Here is a 20,262-nt window from a genome sequence, read left to right as displayed (position 1 = left end):
AAAAGCGGCTCCCGCTTTGAGCTGATATCAGTTCAGAGAGCCGCTCGCCCCCGACAGGAGCGGCAGGAGCGCGCCCCTGAGTTCCTCCATCTGCCTCTGGGTTTCCGTCCGTGCGCTGTTCGCATCGGGATCGATCAAAGCGCGCAGGCGGGCGTTTTCGGCGGCGAGACGGTCGTTTTCGGCCATGAGGATCGCCACTTTCTCCTCGGCGATCCGCAGGCGGGTCTGGGCCTCGTTGCGCTCCTGCTCCCGCAGCTGCACCCGGTCGCGCCACAGACGGACCGCAACGGTTTCCGTTTCCTCGATCATGTCGCCTCCTCGCATGATGGAAAGGTGCCGGCAGGGCCCGTGTCGAGCCGCTGGCAGCCTTTCATGACTCCCGGTGACTGAGCGCAATCGCCTCCCCGGTACGGATCACCGGCACGAGATCCGCGGCAGGCGGCACATTGCGTCCCCAGCGCTTAACGGATCGTTGCCGGAGCGCCGGACGGGAAAGGCGATCCTCGCCTTTTAGCGCTCCGATCTCCGGTTCCGCACGATGCGACCGCGAAGGTCAGCCATCCAGTTCCGGATAATGCCGGAAGATCCCCTCCTCGTTGAAGGGGATGCGGCGGGGACTTGCGAGGTACGCCTTGATGCGCGGCCGCCGAGCGACGGCCCTGTGCAGGGCCGCAACCCGTGGCATGTCCTCGAGCGCGCGTTTCACGGCATTCGGAAAAGCGTAGGACAAACCTTCGACCACCTGAAACAGGGACAGGTCGACATAGGTGAGCCGGTTGCCGACGAGATGCGCATCGCCCGCCGGATTGCGCGCGAGGATCGTTTCGAACCAGTCCAGGAATTTCGGGATGCGGTCGTCACGGAACTCGGCGGATCGCCGGAGCGCCTCCGCCTTCTGGTCCTCGTAATAGAGGCCGACCGCGACCGGGTGATGCGTATCGTGCGCTTCCGCTACGAAATCGGCGATGGTGAGCTGGATCTGATGCGTCCACAGTCCGCCGGCCGGGTCCTTCGGCGCAAGATCGTGTCTCGCCCCGATATAGAGGAGGATCGCGGCCGTCTGACCGATGATCGTCTCGCCATCCTTCAGGAAGGGCGGCGCGAAGGGCGGATGCTCCGCGTGCCCCATGAGCCGCATCATCACAGCGGCGCCTTCCGACATCCGCGCCACGTCGATATAGTCGACCCCGGCCTCTTCCAGCGCCAGCCGCACGAACTCGCCACGTCCCTGGATGGTCGGCCAGTAGTAGAGTTCATAGGTCATGGAGGGCTCCATCCTTCATGCGGCAACGGCCCCTGGAAGGATGGAGCGCCCGCAGTCGATGTCAAAGGCTCTCGCGAGCCAAATGCTCCAGCGCCTCGCCCTCGAGCCGATAATGCCGGTGATGGAGATCGCGCATGCCGATGGATTCATAGAAGCGGATGGCGGGGCGCTCCTCCTCGACGAAAAGCTCGATGCGGATCCAGTTGCGCTCCCGCGCAATCCGCGCAACACCCGCCATGAGCAATCGCGCCGCGCCGGAGCGGCGCTCCCCCGGTTGAACATAGAGTGCGTGAACGATCCCCATAGGCTTCCCGCGCCAGCCGGCATAGCCGCGGAAGAACGAAACGAAGCCGACAGGCTGATGATCGCGCTCGGCCACCAGGGCCTCGAACAGCGGATCGGGGCCGAAACCCTTTTCCTTGATGTCCTTCAACGAGACCCAGGGCGCCTGGCCGGGAAGATGATCCTCGATCAGGCTCGCTGTGAAGCGGAACAGAGCCTCCGCATCGCCAATGGCGGCTTTTCGCACGAGAAGCGAGGAGGTTTGCATGTCGGACATTCTTCGATGATCTCCCGCGTCGGGCCAACAGAATAGCCTCGAAGCTCATTAACCCGAGAGTTTGGCTCGTAAAGCGGACCGGTCGCTTCCGTCCCCCTTGCGGGGAGGGGTAGGGGCGGGGTGGTGCGACCGAGTGCGTGGCTCAGCCAACGCTCTCCATCATCCCTTAACTTGCTCCGGGGATCCAGGTCATTGTTGGCGCATCTTTTCCTGAAGACGTAGACGGCCGCAACACCTGCGGACACGACGATATCGAGCTGTCATGTGCCATAGATGATACATAGCGCCCCGACGTCGCGTTCCCAGGCTTCATCCCTCCCCATCGCAGGTCTGGTGTTCCCGACTTGCGGCAAGCAGAGGCCCCATCTCGGAAAAGCCCGAGATGGGGAGGGAAAAGTGCGCCATGCCTTTATGATCCTGCCTTGCAGGCTGGGGATTCAAGATGTGCTAATGCGCCTCGTCCCAGTTCTGCGCGGCCCGGGCTTCCACGGCGAGTGGAACTTTCAGGGTAACGGCCGGGAAGGGGGCTTCCGTCATCACGCGGGAGATCACGGGGAGTGTCGCCTCCACCTCTTCGTCCGGGGCTTCGAACACCAGTTCGTCATGCACCTGCAGGAGCATGCGCGCGGAGAGGCGCTCCGCTTTCAGCGCATCCTCCATGCGGATCATGGCGCGCCGGATGATGTCGGCGGCCGTGCCCTGGATCGGCGCATTGATGGCCTGGCGCTCCACGCCCGCCCGCTCGGACGGGTTGCTCGAACGGATCTGCGGGTAGTGGCACACGCGCCCGAAGAGCGTGGTCACATAGCCCTTGTCCTTGCAGGCCTTCTTCGTCTCGTCGATATAGGTGCGGATGCCGGGGAAGCGTTCGAAATACTGCTTGATGAACGCGGAGGCCTCGGCGTTCGGAATGCCGAGGCGCGTGGCGAGGCCGAAGGCCGAGATGCCGTAGATGATGCCGAAATTGATGGTCTTCGCCTGACGGCGCAGGTCGGACGTCATCTGGTCGAGCGGGACGCCGAACATGGCCGAAGCGGTCGCCGCATGAATGTCCTGGCCCTTCGCGAAAGCCTCCTGCAATTGCGGAATATCCGCGATATGCGCGAGGATGCGCAGCTCGATCTGGCTGTAGTCGGCCGAGATGATCTTTTGGCCGGGCGGCGCGATGAAGGCCGTGCGGATCTTGCGTCCCGCTTCCGTGCGGATCGGGATGTTCTGCAGGTTCGGATCGGAGGAGGAAAGACGGCCCGTCGTCGTGGCCGCGAGCGAGAAAGAGGTGTGCACCCGCTTGGTGTCGGGGTGCATGTGCTCCTGCAGGGTATCCGTATAGGTGGATTTCAGCTTCGCGAGCTGGCGCCATTCGAGGATCTTCGCGGGCAGTTCGTGACCGGACTGCGCCAGCTCGTCGAGCAGGGTCGCAGGCGTCGCCCATTGGCCGGACGGCGTCTTCTTGGCGCCGGGCAGGCCCATCTTGCCGAAGAGGATGTCGCCGATCTGCTTCGGGCTGCCTAAGGCGAATTTTTCGCCCGCCATCTCGTGGATCTCGTCCTCGAGGCGCGCGAGCGTCTGCGAGAAGTCGCCCGACAGGCGGCTCAGGATCTGCCGATCCACGAGGATGCCGCGCATCTCCATGCGGGCGATCACGTCGACGAGCGGGCGCTCGAGCGTTTCATAGACAGTGGCCCGATGCTCGGCGGTGAGGCGGGGCTTGAGGATCTTCCAGAGGCGCAAGGTGACGTCCGCGTCTTCCGCCGCATAGGCCGTCGCCTTGGAGATCTCGACCTTGTCGAAAGTCACCTTGTTCCGGCCGGTGCCCGCCACCTCCGAGAAGCTGATCGGAGCGTGGCCGAGATGGCGTCGGGACAATTCATCCATGCCGTGCGAGCCTTTTCCGGCGTCGAGCACGTAGGAGATCAGCATCGTGTCGTCGATGGGATGGACATCGATGTTGTGCCGCTTGAAGACGATCCAGTCGTATTTCAGGTTCTGGCCGATCTTGAGAACGGACGGATCCTCCAGCATCGGCCGAATGGCATCGAGCGCGTCGGTCACCGGAAGCTGACCCGTCACGAGCCCGCCGCCGAAGAGATCGGATTCATCGCGGTGCTGAAGTGGCACATAGCAGGCCTTGCCCGGCTCCAGCGACAGCGAGAAGCCCACGATGTCCGCAAGATTGGCGTCGAGATCGCTCGTCTCCGTGTCGACGGCGACATAGCCCTGCTCGGTCGCCCGGGCGACCCATTCCTTGAGCCGGTCGAGGCTCGTGACGGTCTCGTAGGCCGAGACGTCGAAAGGCGTGGACGAGGCTTCCGTCGCGCGCTTCCCGGCAAGCTGCGAAGGCGTTCCGACACCCTCGAAAGGCTTGCGGGCCGTGCCCGTTTCCGGGAGGTCGAGCCCTGCGAACGGATCGACCTCGCCCGGGATCGCGTCGCTCTTTTCGAACAGAGGAGGTTCTGTATCGGCAGCTGCAAATCCGCCGTTGCGCTCCCACCGGATCGCCTCGCCGCCCGGCATCAGCCGTGGATCCGGTTCGACCATGGCGGGATCGGCATCGTAGAGCTCCGCCACGCGGCGCGTGAGCGTGCTGAACTCCATGGCCTTGAGGAAGCCGATGAGCGTTTTGGGGTCGGGTTCGGGCACGCGCAGATCGTCGAGCGGGACAGGCAGGGGCGCCTCGCAATCGAGGGTCACGAGCTTCTTGGAGAGGCGCGCGGATTCCGCGTTGTTGATCAGCGTCTCGCGGCGCTTGGGCTGCTTGATCTCGTTCGCGCGCTCCAGCAGCGTTTCGAGGTCGCCGTATTCCTTGATGAGCTGCGCCGCGGTCTTCAGGCCGATGCCAGGGACGCCCGGCACGTTGTCCGAGGTGTCGCCCATGAGGGCCAGCACATCGCCGATCTTTTCCGGCGGAATACCCTCCCACTTCTCGATTACGGCGGCTTCGTCGAGATTGCGCTCGGGCCGGTAGCCGGGCTTGCCCTTGGAGCCGGATTCGAAATCGTAGAAGCACACCTTCGGGCCGACGAGCTGCATCAGGTCCTTGTCCGAGGAGATGATGAGCACGTCCGCGCCGCGCGCCTTGGCCTGCTGGGTATAGGTGGCGATCAGATCGTCTGCCTCGTAGCGCTGCAGTTCCACGGGTTCGAGCCCGAAGGCACGGATCGCCTCGCGCATCAGGGGCATCTGAACCTTCAGGTCCTCCGGCGCGTCGGGGCGGTGGCCCTTGTAATCCTCGTAGAGCTCCTTGCGGAACGACCCCTCGGACTTGTCGAGCACGATGGCCAGATGCGTGGGCTGCAGGCCGGCCGCGCCGTCGCGCATGAACTGCAGGAGCTTGGTGACGAACAGGCGCACGGCCCCCGTCGGCATGCCGTCCGAGCTGCGGGAATTGTACTTCTGGTCCTGGTTGATGGACTGGAAGTAGGCCCGGAAGATGAAAGAGGAGCCGTCGACGAGGAAAATATGATCGCCGGCTTGGACGGGACGGGAGGAAGCCATGGGTCTCGTTCGTGGAGGAAATGGACCTCCTACAAATAGTGGTTTCATCGCCCCATGGCTACGTCCGGTGCGCCTTTATGCAGCCCTGAGACGCGCCAGGTCGAGATCGAGCTCCCTGAGGGCCTGCATCACCACGCCCTCGGTGAGGAGGTCGAGGGAGGATTCCACCACATGGATGGCCGCGAGCGCCCTGAGCTCCGGAATGGTCTGCGATTCGAGGGCCGCCTCGAAGGAGGGGCGAAGCAGGTCCATGGCCCGGGTGCCGGGGCCGCAGAGCACGATATGGTCGGGTTCCAGGGTCTGGATCAGGATGCCCACCGCGTCGCCCAGCACCTCGCCGGCTTCGCGGAAGAGGTTGAGGAGGGCAGGGTCGCCGGACCGGGCCTGCTCCACCACGGCGCTCATGGCCTCCTCGCCCGGAAGCAGAAAGGTGGGCGCCGGGCGATGGTCGATGAGCTGCGCGTCCCGGTGCAGGGCGTAATCGGCGAGATAGGCCTCGATGCAGCCGCGCCCGCCGCAGCGGCATTGCGGGCCGCTCCGGCGCAGGCGCACATGGCCGAACTCGCTGCCGCCAAAGCGTGCGCCGCGATAGAGTTCGCCCTGGATGAGAAAACCCATGCCGACGCCGTCGCCCACCATCAGGCAGGCCGTCCGCCCCGAGCGGAAATCGGGGTTGCGCTGGGCGATGGCGAAGGCCATGGCGCTGGCGTCGTTCTCGATGAGAACGGGCCTGCCGAGCCGTTCGCCCAAGCCCGCCGCGAGGGGGAGGTCGCGGGTGCCGAGCACCGGGCTCCAGGCGACGACCCCGTCGCGGGTGTCCACATAGCCCTGGCAGGCAAGGCCGACGGCCTTCACGTCGGCTGCGCCGGCCTCCCTGGCGAAGGCGGTGATGCTGTCCACCAGAACGTCCATCAGTTCCTCGGCCCCGAGGCTTCTCAAGGGACGCTCGATATGGCGGCTCGCCCGGTTGCGTCCCGCGCTGTCCACCAGCCGCAGCTCGATGCGGTTGAAACCGGTCCACACGCCGATCACGGACCCTAAGGATTCGGCGAAGAACAGGCGCACCTTGGGGCGTCCCCGGATGAGGCCTGCCCCCTGATCCGTCGCCTCTTCGGTGACGAGGACGCCCTCGTCGAGCAGGCCCGCCGTCAGCTCCGAGACGCTGGCCGGACTCATGCCGAGATGCTGACCGATCTCCACGCGCGCCATGGGACCTTCACGGCGCAGGGCATCGAGGAGGCGCCGGCGGGCTGCTTCACGGGGGGAGAGGGAAAGCATGGTCATCGCTGATATTTCTTCGAGATATGAATAAATAAATGCGGAGCAAAAGGGATATTCAACGAAATAATGAGGGCTTTGCCGCTTGAAGGCAAAAAGAGGGCGGGTAATTATTTCCGTGCTCGAACAATAAAACATGGCAGCGTGAGCCACGTCTGTCGATCTCATCGGGAGAGACAGCCTGCCATGAGCACAGGGCCCAGAGGGACATTGCGGGCCCAGGAGGAAACCGATGGTATCGAAGAAGCACGCTCTCATCAGCCTCGCTGTCCTGGCCCTTTCGGCAGGCACGGCCCTTGCCCAGGGTAAGGGTCCGGTCGTCGGCGTCAGCTGGTCGAATTTCCAGGAGGAGCGCTGGAAGACCGACGAAGCCGCCATCAAGGCTGCGGTCGAAAAGGCGGGCGGCACCTATGTGTCGGCGGATGCGCAATCATCGCCCGCCAAGCAGCTCACCGACATCGAAAGCTTGATCTCCCGCGGCGCGAAGGCGCTGATCGTGCTGGCCCAGGACTCGGACGCCGTGCGGCCCGCCGTGGAGAAGGCGGTGGCCGAGGGCATTCCGGTCGTGGGCTATGATCGTCTGATCGAGATCCCGCAGGCCTTCTATCTCACCTTCGACAACGTCGAGGTCGGCCGCCTCCAGGCGCGCGAGGTGTTCAAGGTGAAGCCCGAAGGCAACTACGTGTTCATCAAGGGATCGGGTTCCGATCCGAACGCCAACTTCCTGTTCCAGGGCTCCATGGAAGTGCTGAAACCCGCGATCGACGCAGGCAAGATCAAGAATGTGGGCGAGGCCTATACGGATGGCTGGCTCCCCGCCAATGCGCAGCGGAACATGGAGCAGTTCCTCACCAAGAACAACAACAAGGTCGATGCCGTGATCGCGGCCAATGACGGCACCGCCGGCGGCGCCATCGCGGCACTCGCCGCCCAAGGGCTTGCGGGTTCCGTGCCGGTGTCCGGCCAGGACGCCGACAAGGCCGCGCTGAACCGGGTCGCGCTCGGCACGCAGACCGTGACCGTGTTCAAGGACGCCCGCGAACTCGGCCGCAATGCCGCCGAAATCGCGATTCAGCTCGCCGGTGGAAAGAAGCTCACCGACATCCAGGGGGCGAAGTCCTGGAACCAGGGACCGAAGAAGCAGAACATGACGGCTCTCTTCCTCACGCCCGTCGCGATCACGAAGGACAATCTCGACGTGGTCATCAATGCGGGCTGGGCGTCGAAGGATGTCGTCTGCCAAGGCGTGAAGCCCGGCACGGTGAAGGCCTGCAACTAAGCCCATACGGTCATTCCGGGGCGCGCCTTCGGCGCGTGCCCGGAATCCATAACCGCGCCGTTGCAGAATAGGCGAAGCGCTCGGCGTTCTCTTCTGAAGCATCGTGTTTATGGGTTCCGGGCTCCGCGACGCGGCCCCGGACTGACGTTTGAGAAGAGCGATCCGCATCATGAACGCACCCGTTGCCACGACCACTCAGCCACCGAGCACCACGTCCGGATCGCTTCTGTCGAAGCTCGAGATCGATGTCCGCATGCTCGGCATGATCGCGGCGCTCGCCGTGATCTGGATCGGCTTCGATCTGCTGTCGGGCGGGGTCTTCCTGACGCCGCGCAATCTCTGGAACCTGTCGGTGCAGACCGCTTCCGTCGCGATCATGGCAACCGGCATGGTGCTCGTGATCGTCACGCGCAATATCGATCTCTCGGTCGGGGCGATCCTCGGCGTCGTCGGAATGATCATCGGCGTCGCGCAGGCACAATGGCTGCCATCCTATCTCGGCTTCGAGCATCCGCTGACGGCTCCGCTCATGGTGCTGCTCGCGGTGCTGGTCGGCGGGGCGATCGGCCTCTTCCAGGGCTGGCTCATCGCCTATCTGGGCATTCCCTCCTTCATCGTCACTCTCGGCGGCCTGCTCGTCTGGCGCGGCGCGGCCTGGTGGGTCACGACGGGCCAGACCGTCGCGCCCATGGACAGCCGCTTCAAGGCATTCGGGGGCGGGGTCGAGGGTGCGCTGGGAGCAACCGCCACCTGGATCATCGCGGCCATCGCCTGTGGCCTCATCGTCATCGGTCTCGGCCTGTCCCGGCGACGGCGCCTGAGCTTCGGCTTTCCGGTGCGCCCGGGCTGGGCGGATGCGGTGATCGCACTCGTCACCTGCGGCGCGGTGCTGGCGGCGGCGGCCATCCTCAACGCCTATCCCCTGCCCGTGGGCACGGCCCGCACCTGGGCCGAGGCGAACGGCATTCCGTGGCCCGAGGGCGGCCTGTTCATCCCGCATGGCGTGGCGCTGCCGGTGCTGATCGCCGTGGTGGTGGGCCTCGCGATGACCTTCATCGCCACGCGCCGCCGCTTCGGCCGCTATGTGTTCGCCATCGGGGGCAATCCGGAGGCGGCGGACCTCTCCGGCATCAATACCCGCTGGACACTGATGAAGGTCTTCGGCCTCATGGGCCTGCTCTGCGGCATCTCGGCCTGCATTTCCACGGCGCGCCTCAACGCGGCCACCAATGCGGCGGGCACGCTCGATGAGCTTTACGTGATCGCCTCCGCCGTGATCGGCGGCACTTCGCTCGCGGGCGGGATCGGCACCATTGCGGGCGCGATGCTCGGCGCGCTCGTCATGCAGTCGCTGCAATCCGGCATGGTGCTGCTCGGGGTCGATACGCCTTTGCAGAACATCGTGGTCGGTGCGGTTCTCGTGCTGGCGGTCTGGGTCGACGGCCTCTATCGCCGCCGCCTCAAGTGAGAGAGGAACGTATCATGCAAGCCGATGAAGCGACGCCTCTCGTCGAGATGCGCAACATTTCCATTGCGTTCGGCGGCATCAAGGCCGTAGACGACGTGTCCGTCGATCTGCGACCCGGCGAGGTGGTGGGACTGCTCGGCCACAACGGAGCGGGCAAATCGACGCTCATCAAAATTCTCTCCGGGGCCTACAGGCCGGATGGGGGCGAGATCTATGTGAACGGCGAGCGCGCCGAAATCGCGACCCCGCGCGATGCCAAGCGTTACGGCATCGAGACGATCTATCAGACCCTGGCGCTCGCCGACAATATCGACGCTGCCGGCAACATCTTTCTCGGCCGTGAGGTCCTCACGCCCTATGGCACGCTCGACGATGCCGCGATGGAGGCCGAGACCCGCAAGGTGATGGCGCGCCTCAATCCGCATTTTCGCCGCTTCAAGGAGCCCGTGAAGGCGCTCTCCGGCGGCCAGCGGCAATCGGTGGCGATCGCGCGCGCGATCTATTTCAATGCACGCGTGCTGATCATGGACGAGCCGACGGCGGCGCTCGGCCCCGCCGAAACGCAGCAGGTCGCGGATCTGGTGCTGCAACTGAAGAGGGAGGGTATCGGCATTTTCCTCATCAGCCACGACATCCACGACGTGTTCGGCCTCGCCGATCGGGTGAGCGTCATGAAGAACGGCAAGCTCGTGGGCTCCGCCAACGTGCAGGACGTCACGCAGGACGAGGTGCTGGGCATGATCATTTTGGGCAAGTGCCCGCCCGGCGCAACGCCGGGACCGGGCGCGAGCTGATGATGCCGTCTCCCTCAGGCTCGCGCCTCTGACACGACCGGAGCACGACAGCGTTGGATGCAATCCCAATAGTGGAATCCACTTTTGGGTTCGATCTCCAAGTCTATGATCTCGAGCATCTTTTCACGCAAAACCGGTGCCCACTTTTGCGTTCGATGATCGAGCCGCGCGCGCATCCGCTTCCTCCTTCTGCCGCACGGTCTCCATCGTGTCGCGGCGCACCAGGAGACAGAGGACCGCAAGCGGAATGCCGAGGGCTGCCGTGCCGGTGAAGAGCAGCGGATAGCCGTAAGAATCCACCACGGCGCCGGATGCGCCGCCGATGAGTTTTCCCGGAAGCGCGTAGAGCGAGCTGAGAAGGGCGTATTGGGTGGCGGCGAAGCCGGGCGAGGTGAGCCCCGACATATAGGCCACAAGGGCCGCGCCCGCGAAGCCTTGCGCGAAATTGTCGATGCTGATCGTGAGCGTCAGGCCCGTGAGGGTGGCATGGCCTGCGGCGAGCCAGGAGAACATCACGTTCGACCCGGCGGCCAGAAGGGCTCCGATCAGCAGGGTCCACCACAGGCCGAGGCGGGTCAGTGCGAGGCCGCCTCCGAAGGCGCCGATGATGCCGATCCACACGCCGTAGAGTTTCGAGATGCTGGCGATATCGGCCTTGCTGAAGCCGAGGTCGATATAGAGCGGGTTCGCCATGATGCCCGCCATGAAATCAGGCAGGCGATAGCAGGCGATCAGCGCCAGGATCGGGATCAACATCGTGCGCTTGCGCCGGTAGAGATCGGCGAGGGGGTCGATAATGGCCTGGGCGAAGGGAGGGTTCTGGCGAATCCGGATTTCATCGATTCGCGGCGCGAGCAGGGTGCCCACGAGGCCCACGGCCATGAGCGCGGCCATGGACAGATAGGCGCTCTGCCAGTTCACGAGCTCGGCGATATAGAGCGCGCCGGCACCCGCGCAGAGAAGCGCCAGGCGATAGCCGAGCTGAAGGCTTGCCGCCATCATGCCCTGACGCTCGGTGGGTGCCGCGTCGATGCGCCAGCCGTCGATCACCACATCCTGCGTGGCCGAGAAGAAGGCGATCAGCACGGCGCACACGATGGTGAGAGGCAGGCTGGTCGTCGGTCCCGTCAGGGCCATGCCGATGAGAGCCGCCATCACGCCGAGCTGGGCCAAAGCCATCCATCCGCGACGGCGGCCGAGCAGGCGGGCGAGACCCGGAACGTCGTAGCGGTCGACGATGGGGGCCCAGAGAAATTTGAGGGAATAGGCCAGGCCGACCCAGCTCATCAAACCGATGACCGTGAGAGATATGCCCGCCTCCCGAAGCCAGGTGGAGAGCGTGCTGAAGACGAGCAGGAAGGGCAGGCCCGATGAAAAGCCCAGGGGCAGCATGAGCGCGATGCGCCCATCGGTCAGAACGTCTTTGAGCGAAAGTCGGCGTTTGGTTTGGACCATGAACAATGTGATCGGATTGAAGAGAGACCTGCCTTCAAGGCGTGATCGGCAGGAGTTGGCGTCTGAGCCCCTGCAGAAGGGTTAATGCACCTTGGCGATTTGGGTCGCCGTATCCTGCCGGGCATGAGCAGGCACCTCCACGAGGGTCTGAATCGCCTCTGCGACCTGATCGGCCAGGCAATCATATCCCTTGTCGCTCATGTGGAAACCGTCGCTCGAGAGCATCGAGCGCAGCTCCTCGGCCGACTGGCTGTTCCAGTCCTGCATCAGCGCGTAGCGGGAGAAGACGGGAATCTGCCTCTCGCGGCCCAGCGCGCTCACCACGTGGACGAACCGTTCGTAGCGGCTCGGATCCTTGATCGTGGGAAAATACTGCTGGTCAAGGAGGATCAGGCTGGCTCCGGTTGTCTTCACGGCCGCGATTCCACGTTCCAGGATGGCCCGGAAATCGTCTTCGCTCACGCCCTTGATGGCGTCGTTCGTTCCCACCTGCCAGATGACCAGATCGAAGGGCTGGGTCTTGAGGGCAGCCTCGAGTCTCTCGACGGTCTGGACACCGGTCTCGCCACCTTTGCCGGCGTTGACGACGGAGACATTGCCCTTCCAGTCCTCGCTCAATTCACCTTCGAGCTGGGCCGGATAGGCCCGATCGGGCGACGAGGCGCCGATGCCCTCCGTCGAGGACGAGCCGATGGCGAGGATCCGGATCGGCTCATGGCGGGCGAGCTTGGCGCGGAGGGCCGTTGCGGGCGAATAGGTCGTGAAGACCTGGCGCTTCGCAACGCATCCAGTGATGCTTGCAGCCGAGACGGCCGACGGACCGAGGAATCCAAGGCCTAGGAAGAGAGCCGCCCCTGTGAAGGCGACAACCCGAGCCCCTTTGCCTGCCCTTGTTGCCGGGCAGTTAGGTTTTGTCTGTTCCATTCGAGATATCGCGCCAGTGCCAGAAGACCAATGATACCAAGAATGGTGAATACCATACCGATAATCTGCGGACTAGCAGACGATTTGACGGCGGCTAGCGTCATGATGACTTGCCCGAGGGCGCTCAGGAGCGATCCCACGGCAAAGACCGTGAGGCCGTTCTGTCCGAGGCGGACCAGGTCGGGGCCGACGATCGTCGTTTTGAGAGCGTCTCCGATCCGGAACTGGGTCACCAGATAGGCCAGCGCCAGGAAATGAAGCATGCGGACGACGCCAAGGTCATGCTTGACGAGATCGAGCTTGGTGAGGGCGATCTCGTACAGCCAGGGCATCAGGCCAAATCCCGCGGTCATCGCGACGAGTGACAAGATGACGAAGGCAAGCGCGCTGACGACGAGGGCCCTCCTGTAGGGGACCGGTCGTTCGAGCATCAGGAGCCCGGTCACGATCCCAAGCGTGAACAGGAATTGCCATGCAAACGGGTTGAAGAACCAGGTTCCGGGCTCCGGCCAGCTGTGGAGGGTCAGGACGCCGGCACGGGCCAGAACGTACACCGCCGCCGACACCAGGAGAGCAAGGCCTGCATGGACCCGCGCCAGGACGAGCGCGACGGGAGCCCAGAACATCAGCGTGATATAAAGCGGGAGAATGTTGAAATAGCCGAGCTGGTGGCCGAGCAGGATGATGCCGGTGATCCCCTTGGCCGTGTCGCCGAAGACGGCGTTGCGTCCATGCTCCTCGATGAGGCCGATCTCCTCGCTCAGCTCATAGCCGATCGAGAAGACGGCGATCGCCCCGGCCGTGAGAAGAAGATGAACCCGATAGAGCTTGAATGCGCGCTGCAGGCACTGCCTTACGACGCCGAACAGGTCGCCCTGCGGCAGGCGAGGGCCATACACGAGAGCAATCGACAGGCCGGAAATGAAGATGAAAGCCTCCGTCGAATCGGAGAGGCCGAAATTGCGCGGCGTGATGTGCTCGATGAGGTTGCCCGGGATGTGATTGACGAAAATGATCACCAGCACGAGGCCGCGCCAGAAATCAATCGTCGTATTCCGCTTCGAGGCTGCCATCGACCTGCTCTTCAATCTGTAACGTGCTAAAACGCCAAGCTGACAAAAAGTTGCCCCGGCGCAGCGCAAAGGCTGATGCAGTCGAACGCATCTATGAACGTTCAACCTTATCATTGGGGCTAGCGGAGGGCGAATTACAAAAAATTCATCTTCAGCGCGGCTGAAGACCGGAGTCATTCTCTGATTCCTGGGCCGCGTTGTAGAGCTTGCTCCGGAAGACCTCAAGGGCCTCGTCCGGCAGGCGATCCTTGTCCGTGAGAACGCGCAGCCCAATTGCTCGAGAACCGCTTGCTCCACCGGATTCGAGCGTAACATGAAAACGTAGGATGGCGGCCGGTCGCGCTCGTAGCCTGATCCACGCCACGTCTTCCAGAGCCGGTGCCGTCAGAGAGGTCAGTGCGCCGTCCTCGAAGTCCGACGTGTCGAGATGCAATTTGTCCGCCACGTGTCCGATCAGGGTGCTCCAGAAGGGCAGCCCTACGGTCATCGATACGCCGGGCCCGACCAGATCTTCCAGCACGTTGAGGGCTCGTTGCAACCGACCCTGCCCATAACGCTCAAAGCACGCTCTCAGGCTCAAATGAGATGGATAACTTGAGCGTTTTGTGTGTTGTTGTAGGGATATCGCGACATCGGACAGGAGGAAGCCGGACGTGACAGCCTATCGGATCAAGCAGGTCGACATCGTCTATGAGGGCTGGCGCAAGCTCCTGAATCTGACGGTCCAGATGCCGGACGGGCGAACCATGATCCGCGAGGTGCTCAACAGCGGCGAAGCCGCAGCCATCCTTCCCTACGATCTGGGGCGACGGAAGGTGATTCTCGTCCGGCAGTTTCGTGCGCCCGTCATGCATGTCGAAGGGCACCCGGATTTCCTGGAGGCGGTGGCGGGCCTGCTCGACGAGGACGAGCCCGAGACATGCGCCAGGCGCGAGAGCATGGAGGAGGCGGGATTGCGGATCGAGCGCCTGGAGCCCTTGGGCCGCTTCTGGTCGGCGCCCGGAGCCACCACGGAGCGGCTGCACCTCTTCCTCGCGCCCTACACGCAGGCAGACCGCGTCGCCGAAGGGGGCGGCCTTGCCGACGAGCACGAGGAGATCGAGGTGCTGGAGGTCGGCTTCGACGACCTCGCGGGCTTCGTTGTCGACAACACCATTGCCGACATGAAGACCATGGTGCTCGTGCAGGCGCTGCACTTGCGGCACCCGCACGCTTTCGGGCTGGTTTAGCCGAGGCGCTCGGCGTGCCAGCGCAGGTGATCCTCGATGAAGCTCGCGATGAAGAAATAGGAATGGTCGTACCCCTCCTGCCGGCGCAGGGTGAGCGGCTGGCCCGCCCGGGCGCAGGCCGCCTCCAGAAGCTGCGGCTTCAGCTGGCTCTCGAGGAAGCTGTCGGCCGTCCCCTGATCGACCAGGAGATCGGGCACGCGGGCACCGCGCTCGATCAGCGCGCAGGCATCATAGTCGCGCCAGGCGGCGCGGTCGGAGCCGAGATAGTGCGACAGGGCCTTCTCGCCCCACGGGCAGTTCATCGGCGCGGCGATCGGCGCGAAGGCCGAGACCGCCTGGAAGCGCCCGGGATTGCGCAGGGCGATGGTGAGCGCCCCGTGGCCGCCCATGGAATGCCCCATGATGCCCTGGCGGTTCATGTCGGCGGGCAGGCTGTCCGCCACCAGGGACGGCAGCTCGCGTTCGAGATAGGAGCGCATGCGGTAGTTCTGCGCCCAGGGCTCCTGCACGGCGTCGACGTAAAAGCCGGCGCCGAGGCCGAAATCGTAGGCGCCCTCGGGGTCGTCCGGCACACCTTCGCCGCGCGGGCTGGTGTCCGGCGCGACGAGCAGGAGGCCGAGCTCCGAGGCCATGCGCTGCGCGCCCGCCTTGACGGTGAAATTCTCTTCCGTGCAGGTCAGGCCCGACAGGAACCACACCACCGGCACCTGGCCCGTTTCGGCCTGCGGCGGCACGAAGGCGGCAAGCCGCATCGGCGTGCCGGTCGCCTGCGAGACGTGCCGGTAGACGAACTGCGTGCCCCCGAAGGAGCGCGATTGCGAGACGGTCTCGAAGCTCACCTCATCGCCTCCTTGATCAATACACGATCACGGAGCGGATCGACTTGCCCTCGTGCATGAGGTCGAAGGCGGTGTTGATCTCCTCGAGCGGCATCTGATGGGTGATCAGGTCGTCGATGTTGATCTTGCCCTCCATGTACCAGTCGACGATCTTGGGCACGTCCGTGCGCCCGCGCGCGCCGCCAAACGCGGTGCCCTTCCAGACCCGCCCGGTCACCAGCTGGAACGGCCGCGTGGCGATCTCCTTGCCGGCCTCCGCCACGCCGATGATGATGCTCTCGCCCCAGCCGCGATGGCAGCATTCGAGCGCCTGGCGCATCACGTCGGTGTTGCCGGTGGCGTCGAACGAGAAGTCGGCGCCGCCGCCGGTCAGGTCGACGATCGCCTGCACCACCTTGTCGGGGCCGATCTCCTGCGGGTTGACGAAGTCGGTCATGCCGAACTTTTCCGCCATCGCGCGCTTGCCCGGGTTGAGGTCGACCCCGATGATCTTGTCGGCCCCGACCATGCGCGCGCCCTGGATCACGTTGAGGCCGATGCCGCCCAGGCCGAACACCACCACGTTGGCGCCCGGCCACACCTTGGCGGTGTAGAGCACCGCCCCGATCCCGGTGGTCACCCCGCAGCCGATATAGCAGATCTTGTCGAAGGGCGCGTCCTCGCGCACCTTGGCGAGCGCGATCTCGGGCAGCACGGTGAAGTTGGCAAAGGTCGAGCAGCCCATGTAGTGGAACACGGTCTCGCCGTCGCAGCGGAAGCGGCTCGTGCCGTCGGGCATGACGCCCTGGCCCTGCGTGGCCCGGATCGCGGTGCACAGGTTGGTGCGGCGCGACAGGCAGGATTTGCAGTTGCGGCATTCGGGCGTGTAGAGCGGGATGACATGGTCGCCGGGCTTGAGCGTGGTCACGCCGGGGCCGACCTCGCGCACGATGCCGGCGCCCTCATGGCCGAGGATGGCCGGGAACTTGCCCTCGGAATCGAGGCCCGAGAGGGTGTAGGCGTCGGTGTGGCACACGCCCGTGGCCATCACCTCGACCAGCACCTCGCCGGCTTTCGGCCCCTCCAGCCGGATCGTCTCAATCGTCAGAGGCTTGCCAGCCTCCCACGCCACTGCAGCCCTGGTTTCCATGTTCTTGCTCCATTGCGATTCGGTGGCGCGAGTATGTGAACCTGCTCGACGGAAGGTCAATGGAAGGTCCATTCCGATCCTGCGCCGCTCTTGGGCTTTCCAGAAGCGATTTCCGCTCATATGTGTCCTTTGACAATCGAAGGATCAGCCCGTGACCAATGTTCGCGCCGCCATCATTCCCGTTACGCCGTTTCAGCAGAACTGCACGTTGTTGTGGTGCGAGAAGACCAAAAAGGCGGCAGTGATCGACCCCGGAGGGGATTTGGAGCGCATTCGCGATGCCATCGCGCAGAGCGGCGTCACTGTGGAAAAGATCCTGCTTACCCATGGTCACATTGACCATGCGGCAGGCGCGGCAGAGCTGCGCGACGAGCTGGGAGTGACGATCGAGGGCCCGCACGAAGCGGATGACTTCCTGCTCCAGCGGCTTCCGGAACAGGGACAGGCCTATGGCATTCCCGCGCGCGCCGTCACGCCCGACCGGTGGCTCCAGGAAGGCGATACGGTGAGCATCGGCGAGCTCACGCTCGACGTTCTGCATTGCCCGGGACATTCGCCCGGCAGCGTCGTGATGGTCTCGAAGAGCGAGCGCTTCGCCCTCGTCGGCGACGTGCTGTTCCAGGGGTCGGTTGGCCGCGTGGATCTTCCCGGCGGAGACGGAAAGGCGCTGATCAAATCGATCAAGGACAAGCTCTTGCCGCTCGGCGACGACATCGCCTTCATCTGCGGCCACGGTCCCATGAGCACCATCGGCCAGGAGCGGCAAAGCAACCCCTTCCTGCAGGGCGATGGGCTGATCTAGCGCATCGTGCGGACCCAGCGGCCGCGCGAGCGAAAAGCGGACCCGGTATTCGGTGAAGTGGATCCGGTTCATCGTCCAAAAATGCGATTGCGCAAAGAAAAGAGCTGATTCCACGCAATTGGAAACAGCTCTAAAGCGGGTGGGCTTTCATAAAGAATGGCTCAGGAAAGCTCCTGAGCCATCAAGTCTTGCTTGAAGCGGAGGGGCGGTTTACTCGGCTGCCTGAACCGCCACAGCGCCCTTCAGGCCCATGCGCTCCGCGACGCCGAGGCCATAGGCCTTGTCGGCCAGATAGAAGTGTACGATCTGGCGCTTCACGATCTCCTCCGGCACGCCCTGCATCGCTTCCGCGATGTTGTCCATGAGCCGATTCTGCTCGTCGGGCGTCATGAGGCGGAAGAGATCGCCCGGCTGCTTGTAGTCGTCGTTGCCCGCACGATGATCGTAGCGATCGGCGTCGCCCGAAATCTTGAGCGGCGGCTCGGCGGCGCGGGTGGTCTGAACCGGGCCGTTGAAGGAGTTCGGCTCGTAATAGGCGTCGCCCCGGTTCGGGATGTCGAACAGCATGGAGCCATCCGCATGATAGTGATGGACCGGGCAGCGCGGGCGATTCACTGGAAGCGCCTCGTAATGAGTGCCGACGCGATAGCGGTGCGCGTCGGCATAGGCGAAGATGCGGCCCTGCAGCATCTTGTCGGGCGAGAAGCCGATGCCCGGCACGATATTGGACGGCGAGAACGAGGACTGCTCCACTTCCGCGAAGTAGTGCTGTGCATTGCGGTTCAGCTCGAGCACGCCGACTTCGATCAGCGGATATTCCGCATGAGGCCACACCTTCGTGACGTCGAACGGATTGTACGAGGTCTTCTCCACATCCGTCTCGGGCATGATCTGCACGCAGAACTTCCAGCGCGGGAAGTCACCGCCATCAATGGCCTCGTAGAGATCGCGCTGGGCGCTCTCGCGATCCTTGGCGACGACGGCTTCGGCTTCGCGGTTCGTCCAGGTTTTGATGCCCTGCATGGACTTGAAATGGAACTTCACCCAAAAGCGCTCGCCGGCCTCGTTGATGAACGAGTAGGTGTGCGAGCCGAAGCCGTGCATGGAGCGATAGCCCTGCGGAAGGCCACGGTCCGAGAACAGAATCGTCACCTGATGCAGGCTCTCGGGGCTGAGGGACCAGAAGTCCCACATGGCGGTCGGGGAACGCAGATTCGTCGAGGGATGACGCTTCTGGGTGCGAATGAAGTCCGGGAATTTCAGCGGGTCGCGGATGAAGAACACCGGCGTGTTGTTGCCGACGATGTCCCAGTTGCCTTCCTCCGTGTACACCTTGAGGGCGAAGCCGCGCACGTCACGCTCGGCATCCGCGGCGCCGCGCTCGCCGGCTACGGTCGAGAAGCGTAGGAAGACCTCGGTTTTCTTGCCGATCTCGGAGAAGACCTTCGCCTTCGAGTATCGGGTGATGTCGTTGGTGATGGTCAGCGTACCATAGGCGGCGGAGCCCTTGGCGTGCACCACGCGCTCGGGAATGCGCTCGCGGTTCTGATGCGCCAGCTTCTCGACGAGCTGATAATCCTGCAGCAGCAGAGGGCCGCGCTCGCCGGCGGACAGGCTGTTCTGGTTGTCGGCAATCGGCGCGCCGGCCGTGGTTGTCAGAGTTGTTGTCTTTGTCATGGTCGTCCCCATAGTCCGGGGCCATCATGGGGCTGGAAGGTCATCACGTCCAATCGCTTTGCTTGTCCCGGCCGATCAGATATTCTTATCGGCACCATGGTCACATTTCGTCAGCTACGATATTTCGAGGCGCTTGCGCGGACGCGGCATTTCGGCATGGCGGCCGACCAATGCGCGGTGACGCAGCCGGCTCTCTCCATGCAGATCAAGGAACTGGAGCGGGAGCTAGGGGTCGAGTTGGCCGAGCGGCGAGGCAATTCCGTCATCCTGACCCAGGCCGGGCGGGAGGTCGCCGAGCGGGCCGAGGCGATCCTCGGCCAGGTGCGGGAATTGTCCGAGCTGGCAGGCCAGCACCAGGGCGTCTTGTCGAACACCGTCCGTCTCGGAATCATTCCCTCCGTCGCGCCCTATCTGCTTCCTGCCATTCTCATCGACGTGGAGCGGCAATACCCCGCGCTCGATCTGCAGATTCGCGAAACACAGACCGACATGCTGCTCGACGAACTCCTGCGGGGCGATCTCGATGCTGCGCTGATCGCACTGCCGGCGCCGAACGCGCAGCTGGAAGGAGTGCCACTTTTCGAGGACCGCTTCCTCGTCGCCGTGCAGGCTCACACGGCGAAACAATGGAATTCCCGAGATCTGCACGAGCGCATCGGGCAGGAACGCCTCCTCCTGCTGGAAGAGGGGCATTGCCTGCGCGATCAGGCCCTTCATTTCTGCCATATCGCCAACATGCAGGCCCGGAAAGCGCTTGGGGCGGCTTCGCTCACTACCATCATGCAGATGGTGGCCGCAGGTCATGGCATTACGCTTCTGCCGGAGCTGTGCGCTGCGGCGGAGGTCGACCGTCAGCGCGTGGCGCTCATCCCGTTTCCGGACGATCCGCCCAAGCGCACCCTTGGTCTCGTCTGGCGAAAGACGTCGGGGCGAAAGAAGGATTTCGCCGCTCTCGGCGACCTCATCAAACAGGTGAGGCAGGGCCAAGCGGCCTGAG

Annotated in this window: 18 protein-coding genes; 6 read left to right on the top strand and 12 right to left on the bottom strand. The window is 64.1% G+C overall.

Annotation, left to right across the window (positions count from 1 at the left end):
* Positions 1 to 27 precede the first annotated feature (27 nt).
* The 5 genes from AB8841_RS28090 to AB8841_RS28070 form a co-directional block, all read right to left on the bottom strand.
* Positions 28 to 309, bottom strand: a complete 282-nt coding sequence (locus AB8841_RS28090; protein WP_370439021.1) for a hypothetical protein — start codon at positions 307 to 309, stop codon at positions 28 to 30.
* A 244-nt stretch (positions 310 to 553) separates the two neighbouring features.
* On the bottom strand, positions 554 to 1,264 hold the full coding sequence (locus tag AB8841_RS28085; protein ID WP_370439020.1) for a glutathione S-transferase: 711 nt from the start codon (positions 1,262 to 1,264) through the stop codon (positions 554 to 556).
* A gap of 61 nt (positions 1,265 to 1,325) precedes the next feature.
* The gene (locus AB8841_RS28080) at positions 1,326 to 1,823 is read right to left on the bottom strand and encodes an N-acetyltransferase family protein (protein ID WP_370439019.1); all 498 of its coding nucleotides are present in this window, start codon (positions 1,821 to 1,823) and stop codon (positions 1,326 to 1,328) included.
* Between the two features lie 447 nt (positions 1,824 to 2,270).
* Complete coding sequence (polA, locus tag AB8841_RS28075) at positions 2,271 to 5,318, bottom strand: DNA polymerase I (RefSeq protein ID WP_370439018.1); 3,048 nt, start codon at positions 5,316 to 5,318, stop codon at positions 2,271 to 2,273.
* A gap of 75 nt (positions 5,319 to 5,393) precedes the next feature.
* Complete coding sequence (locus AB8841_RS28070; protein WP_370439017.1) at positions 5,394 to 6,602, bottom strand: ROK family protein; 1,209 nt, start codon at positions 6,600 to 6,602, stop codon at positions 5,394 to 5,396.
* Between the two features lie 226 nt (positions 6,603 to 6,828).
* Between AB8841_RS28070 and xylF the strand changes: the two genes are divergently transcribed.
* The 3 genes from xylF to AB8841_RS28055 all read left to right on the top strand — a co-directional run bounded on the left by xylF (position 6,829) and on the right by AB8841_RS28055 (position 10,137).
* Positions 6,829 to 7,875, top strand: coding sequence for a D-xylose ABC transporter substrate-binding protein (xylF, locus tag AB8841_RS28065; RefSeq protein WP_370439016.1), 1,047 nt, complete (start codon positions 6,829 to 6,831; stop codon positions 7,873 to 7,875).
* Between the two features lie 169 nt (positions 7,876 to 8,044).
* The gene (locus tag AB8841_RS28060) at positions 8,045 to 9,343 is read left to right on the top strand and encodes a sugar ABC transporter permease (protein ID WP_370439015.1); all 1,299 of its coding nucleotides are present in this window, start codon (positions 8,045 to 8,047) and stop codon (positions 9,341 to 9,343) included.
* 14 nt (positions 9,344 to 9,357) lie between these two features.
* On the top strand, positions 9,358 to 10,137 hold the full coding sequence (locus tag AB8841_RS28055) for an ATP-binding cassette domain-containing protein (protein ID WP_370439014.1): 780 nt from the start codon (positions 9,358 to 9,360) through the stop codon (positions 10,135 to 10,137).
* Positions 10,138 to 10,260: 123 nt separating this feature from the next.
* Here the strand turns inward: AB8841_RS28055 and AB8841_RS28050 are convergent, their stop codons facing one another.
* From AB8841_RS28050 to AB8841_RS28035, 4 genes are all read right to left on the bottom strand, one after another.
* Positions 10,261 to 11,592 (bottom strand): MFS transporter, encoded by a 1,332-nt coding sequence (locus AB8841_RS28050; protein ID WP_370439013.1) that lies wholly within the window; start codon positions 11,590 to 11,592, stop codon positions 10,261 to 10,263.
* Between the two features lie 81 nt (positions 11,593 to 11,673).
* Positions 11,674 to 12,516, bottom strand: a complete 843-nt coding sequence (locus AB8841_RS28045) for an SGNH/GDSL hydrolase family protein (RefSeq protein ID WP_370439012.1) — start codon at positions 12,514 to 12,516, stop codon at positions 11,674 to 11,676.
* Positions 12,429 to 13,589: an OpgC family protein gene (locus AB8841_RS28040; protein ID WP_370439011.1), complete on the bottom strand. Its 1,161-nt coding sequence runs from the start codon at positions 13,587 to 13,589 to the stop codon at positions 12,429 to 12,431. Before AB8841_RS28040 ends, AB8841_RS28045 begins: the two co-directional genes overlap by 88 nt.
* Before the next feature lie 151 nt (positions 13,590 to 13,740).
* Positions 13,741 to 14,109 carry a hypothetical protein gene (locus AB8841_RS28035; protein WP_370439010.1) on the bottom strand — a complete coding sequence of 123 codons (369 nt, stop codon included), beginning with the start codon at positions 14,107 to 14,109 and terminating at the stop codon, positions 13,741 to 13,743.
* Between the two features lie 133 nt (positions 14,110 to 14,242).
* On the opposite strand from AB8841_RS28035, the gene AB8841_RS28030 reads away from it, so the two are divergent.
* Positions 14,243 to 14,818 (top strand): NUDIX domain-containing protein, encoded by a 576-nt coding sequence (locus AB8841_RS28030; protein WP_370439009.1) that lies wholly within the window; start codon positions 14,243 to 14,245, stop codon positions 14,816 to 14,818.
* Here the strand turns inward: AB8841_RS28030 and fghA are convergent.
* Together fghA and AB8841_RS28020 are read right to left on the bottom strand one after the other, a co-directional pair.
* Positions 14,815 to 15,657: an S-formylglutathione hydrolase gene (fghA, locus tag AB8841_RS28025; RefSeq protein WP_370435162.1), complete on the bottom strand. Its 843-nt coding sequence runs from the start codon at positions 15,655 to 15,657 to the stop codon at positions 14,815 to 14,817. The two genes, AB8841_RS28030 and fghA, sit on opposite strands and share 4 nt — an antisense overlap.
* 16 nt (positions 15,658 to 15,673) lie before the next feature.
* On the bottom strand, positions 15,674 to 16,786 hold the full coding sequence (locus tag AB8841_RS28020) for an S-(hydroxymethyl)glutathione dehydrogenase/class III alcohol dehydrogenase (RefSeq protein ID WP_370439008.1): 1,113 nt from the start codon (positions 16,784 to 16,786) through the stop codon (positions 15,674 to 15,676).
* A gap of 151 nt (positions 16,787 to 16,937) precedes the next feature.
* Here AB8841_RS28020 and AB8841_RS28015 point away from each other — a divergent pair, with 151 nt between their 5' ends.
* Positions 16,938 to 17,588: an MBL fold metallo-hydrolase gene (locus AB8841_RS28015; RefSeq protein ID WP_370439007.1), complete on the top strand. Its 651-nt coding sequence runs from the start codon at positions 16,938 to 16,940 to the stop codon at positions 17,586 to 17,588.
* A 210-nt stretch (positions 17,589 to 17,798) separates the two neighbouring features.
* Here AB8841_RS28015 and AB8841_RS28010 read toward each other — a convergent pair whose 3' ends face one another.
* Complete coding sequence (locus AB8841_RS28010; RefSeq protein ID WP_370439006.1) at positions 17,799 to 19,265, bottom strand: catalase; 1,467 nt, start codon at positions 19,263 to 19,265, stop codon at positions 17,799 to 17,801.
* Between the two features lie 96 nt (positions 19,266 to 19,361).
* Here AB8841_RS28010 and AB8841_RS28005 point away from each other — a divergent pair, with 96 nt between their 5' ends.
* Positions 19,362 to 20,261 (top strand): LysR substrate-binding domain-containing protein, encoded by a 900-nt coding sequence (locus AB8841_RS28005; RefSeq protein ID WP_370439005.1) that lies wholly within the window; start codon positions 19,362 to 19,364, stop codon positions 20,259 to 20,261.
* Position 20,262 lies beyond the last annotated feature (1 nt).

The sequence above is a fragment of the Microvirga sp. TS319 genome (genome assembly GCF_041276405.1).
Classification (GTDB): domain Bacteria; phylum Pseudomonadota; class Alphaproteobacteria; order Rhizobiales; family Beijerinckiaceae; genus Microvirga.
Note: the sequence above shows the minus strand (reverse complement) of the source record. Positions and strands in the feature narration are given on the sequence as shown.

Excerpts from the sequence above, each read along its gene's own strand:
- AB8841_RS28090 (WP_370439021.1), bottom strand. The coding sequence starts at position 309 with ATGATCGAGGAAACGGAAACCGTTGCGGTCCGTCTGTGGCGCGACCGG.
- AB8841_RS28085 (WP_370439020.1), bottom strand. The coding sequence starts at position 1,264 with ATGACCTATGAACTCTACTACTGGCCGACCATCCAGGGACGTGGCGAG.
- AB8841_RS28080 (WP_370439019.1), bottom strand. The coding sequence starts at position 1,823 with ATGTCCGACATGCAAACCTCCTCGCTTCTCGTGCGAAAAGCCGCCATT.
- polA (WP_370439018.1), bottom strand. The coding sequence starts at position 5,318 with ATGGCTTCCTCCCGTCCCGTCCAAGCCGGCGATCATATTTTCCTCGTC.
- AB8841_RS28070 (WP_370439017.1), bottom strand. The coding sequence starts at position 6,602 with ATGACCATGCTTTCCCTCTCCCCCCGTGAAGCAGCCCGCCGGCGCCTC.
- xylF (WP_370439016.1), top strand. The coding sequence starts at position 6,829 with ATGGTATCGAAGAAGCACGCTCTCATCAGCCTCGCTGTCCTGGCCCTT.
- AB8841_RS28060 (WP_370439015.1), top strand. The coding sequence starts at position 8,045 with ATGAACGCACCCGTTGCCACGACCACTCAGCCACCGAGCACCACGTCC.
- AB8841_RS28055 (WP_370439014.1), top strand. The coding sequence starts at position 9,358 with ATGCAAGCCGATGAAGCGACGCCTCTCGTCGAGATGCGCAACATTTCC.
- AB8841_RS28050 (WP_370439013.1), bottom strand. The coding sequence starts at position 11,592 with ATGGTCCAAACCAAACGCCGACTTTCGCTCAAAGACGTTCTGACCGAT.
- AB8841_RS28045 (WP_370439012.1), bottom strand. The coding sequence starts at position 12,516 with ATGGAACAGACAAAACCTAACTGCCCGGCAACAAGGGCAGGCAAAGGG.
- AB8841_RS28040 (WP_370439011.1), bottom strand. The coding sequence starts at position 13,589 with ATGGCAGCCTCGAAGCGGAATACGACGATTGATTTCTGGCGCGGCCTC.
- AB8841_RS28020 (WP_370439008.1), bottom strand. The coding sequence starts at position 16,786 with ATGGAAACCAGGGCTGCAGTGGCGTGGGAGGCTGGCAAGCCTCTGACG.
- AB8841_RS28010 (WP_370439006.1), bottom strand. The coding sequence starts at position 19,265 with ATGACAAAGACAACAACTCTGACAACCACGGCCGGCGCGCCGATTGCC.
- AB8841_RS28005 (WP_370439005.1), top strand. The coding sequence starts at position 19,362 with ATGGTCACATTTCGTCAGCTACGATATTTCGAGGCGCTTGCGCGGACG.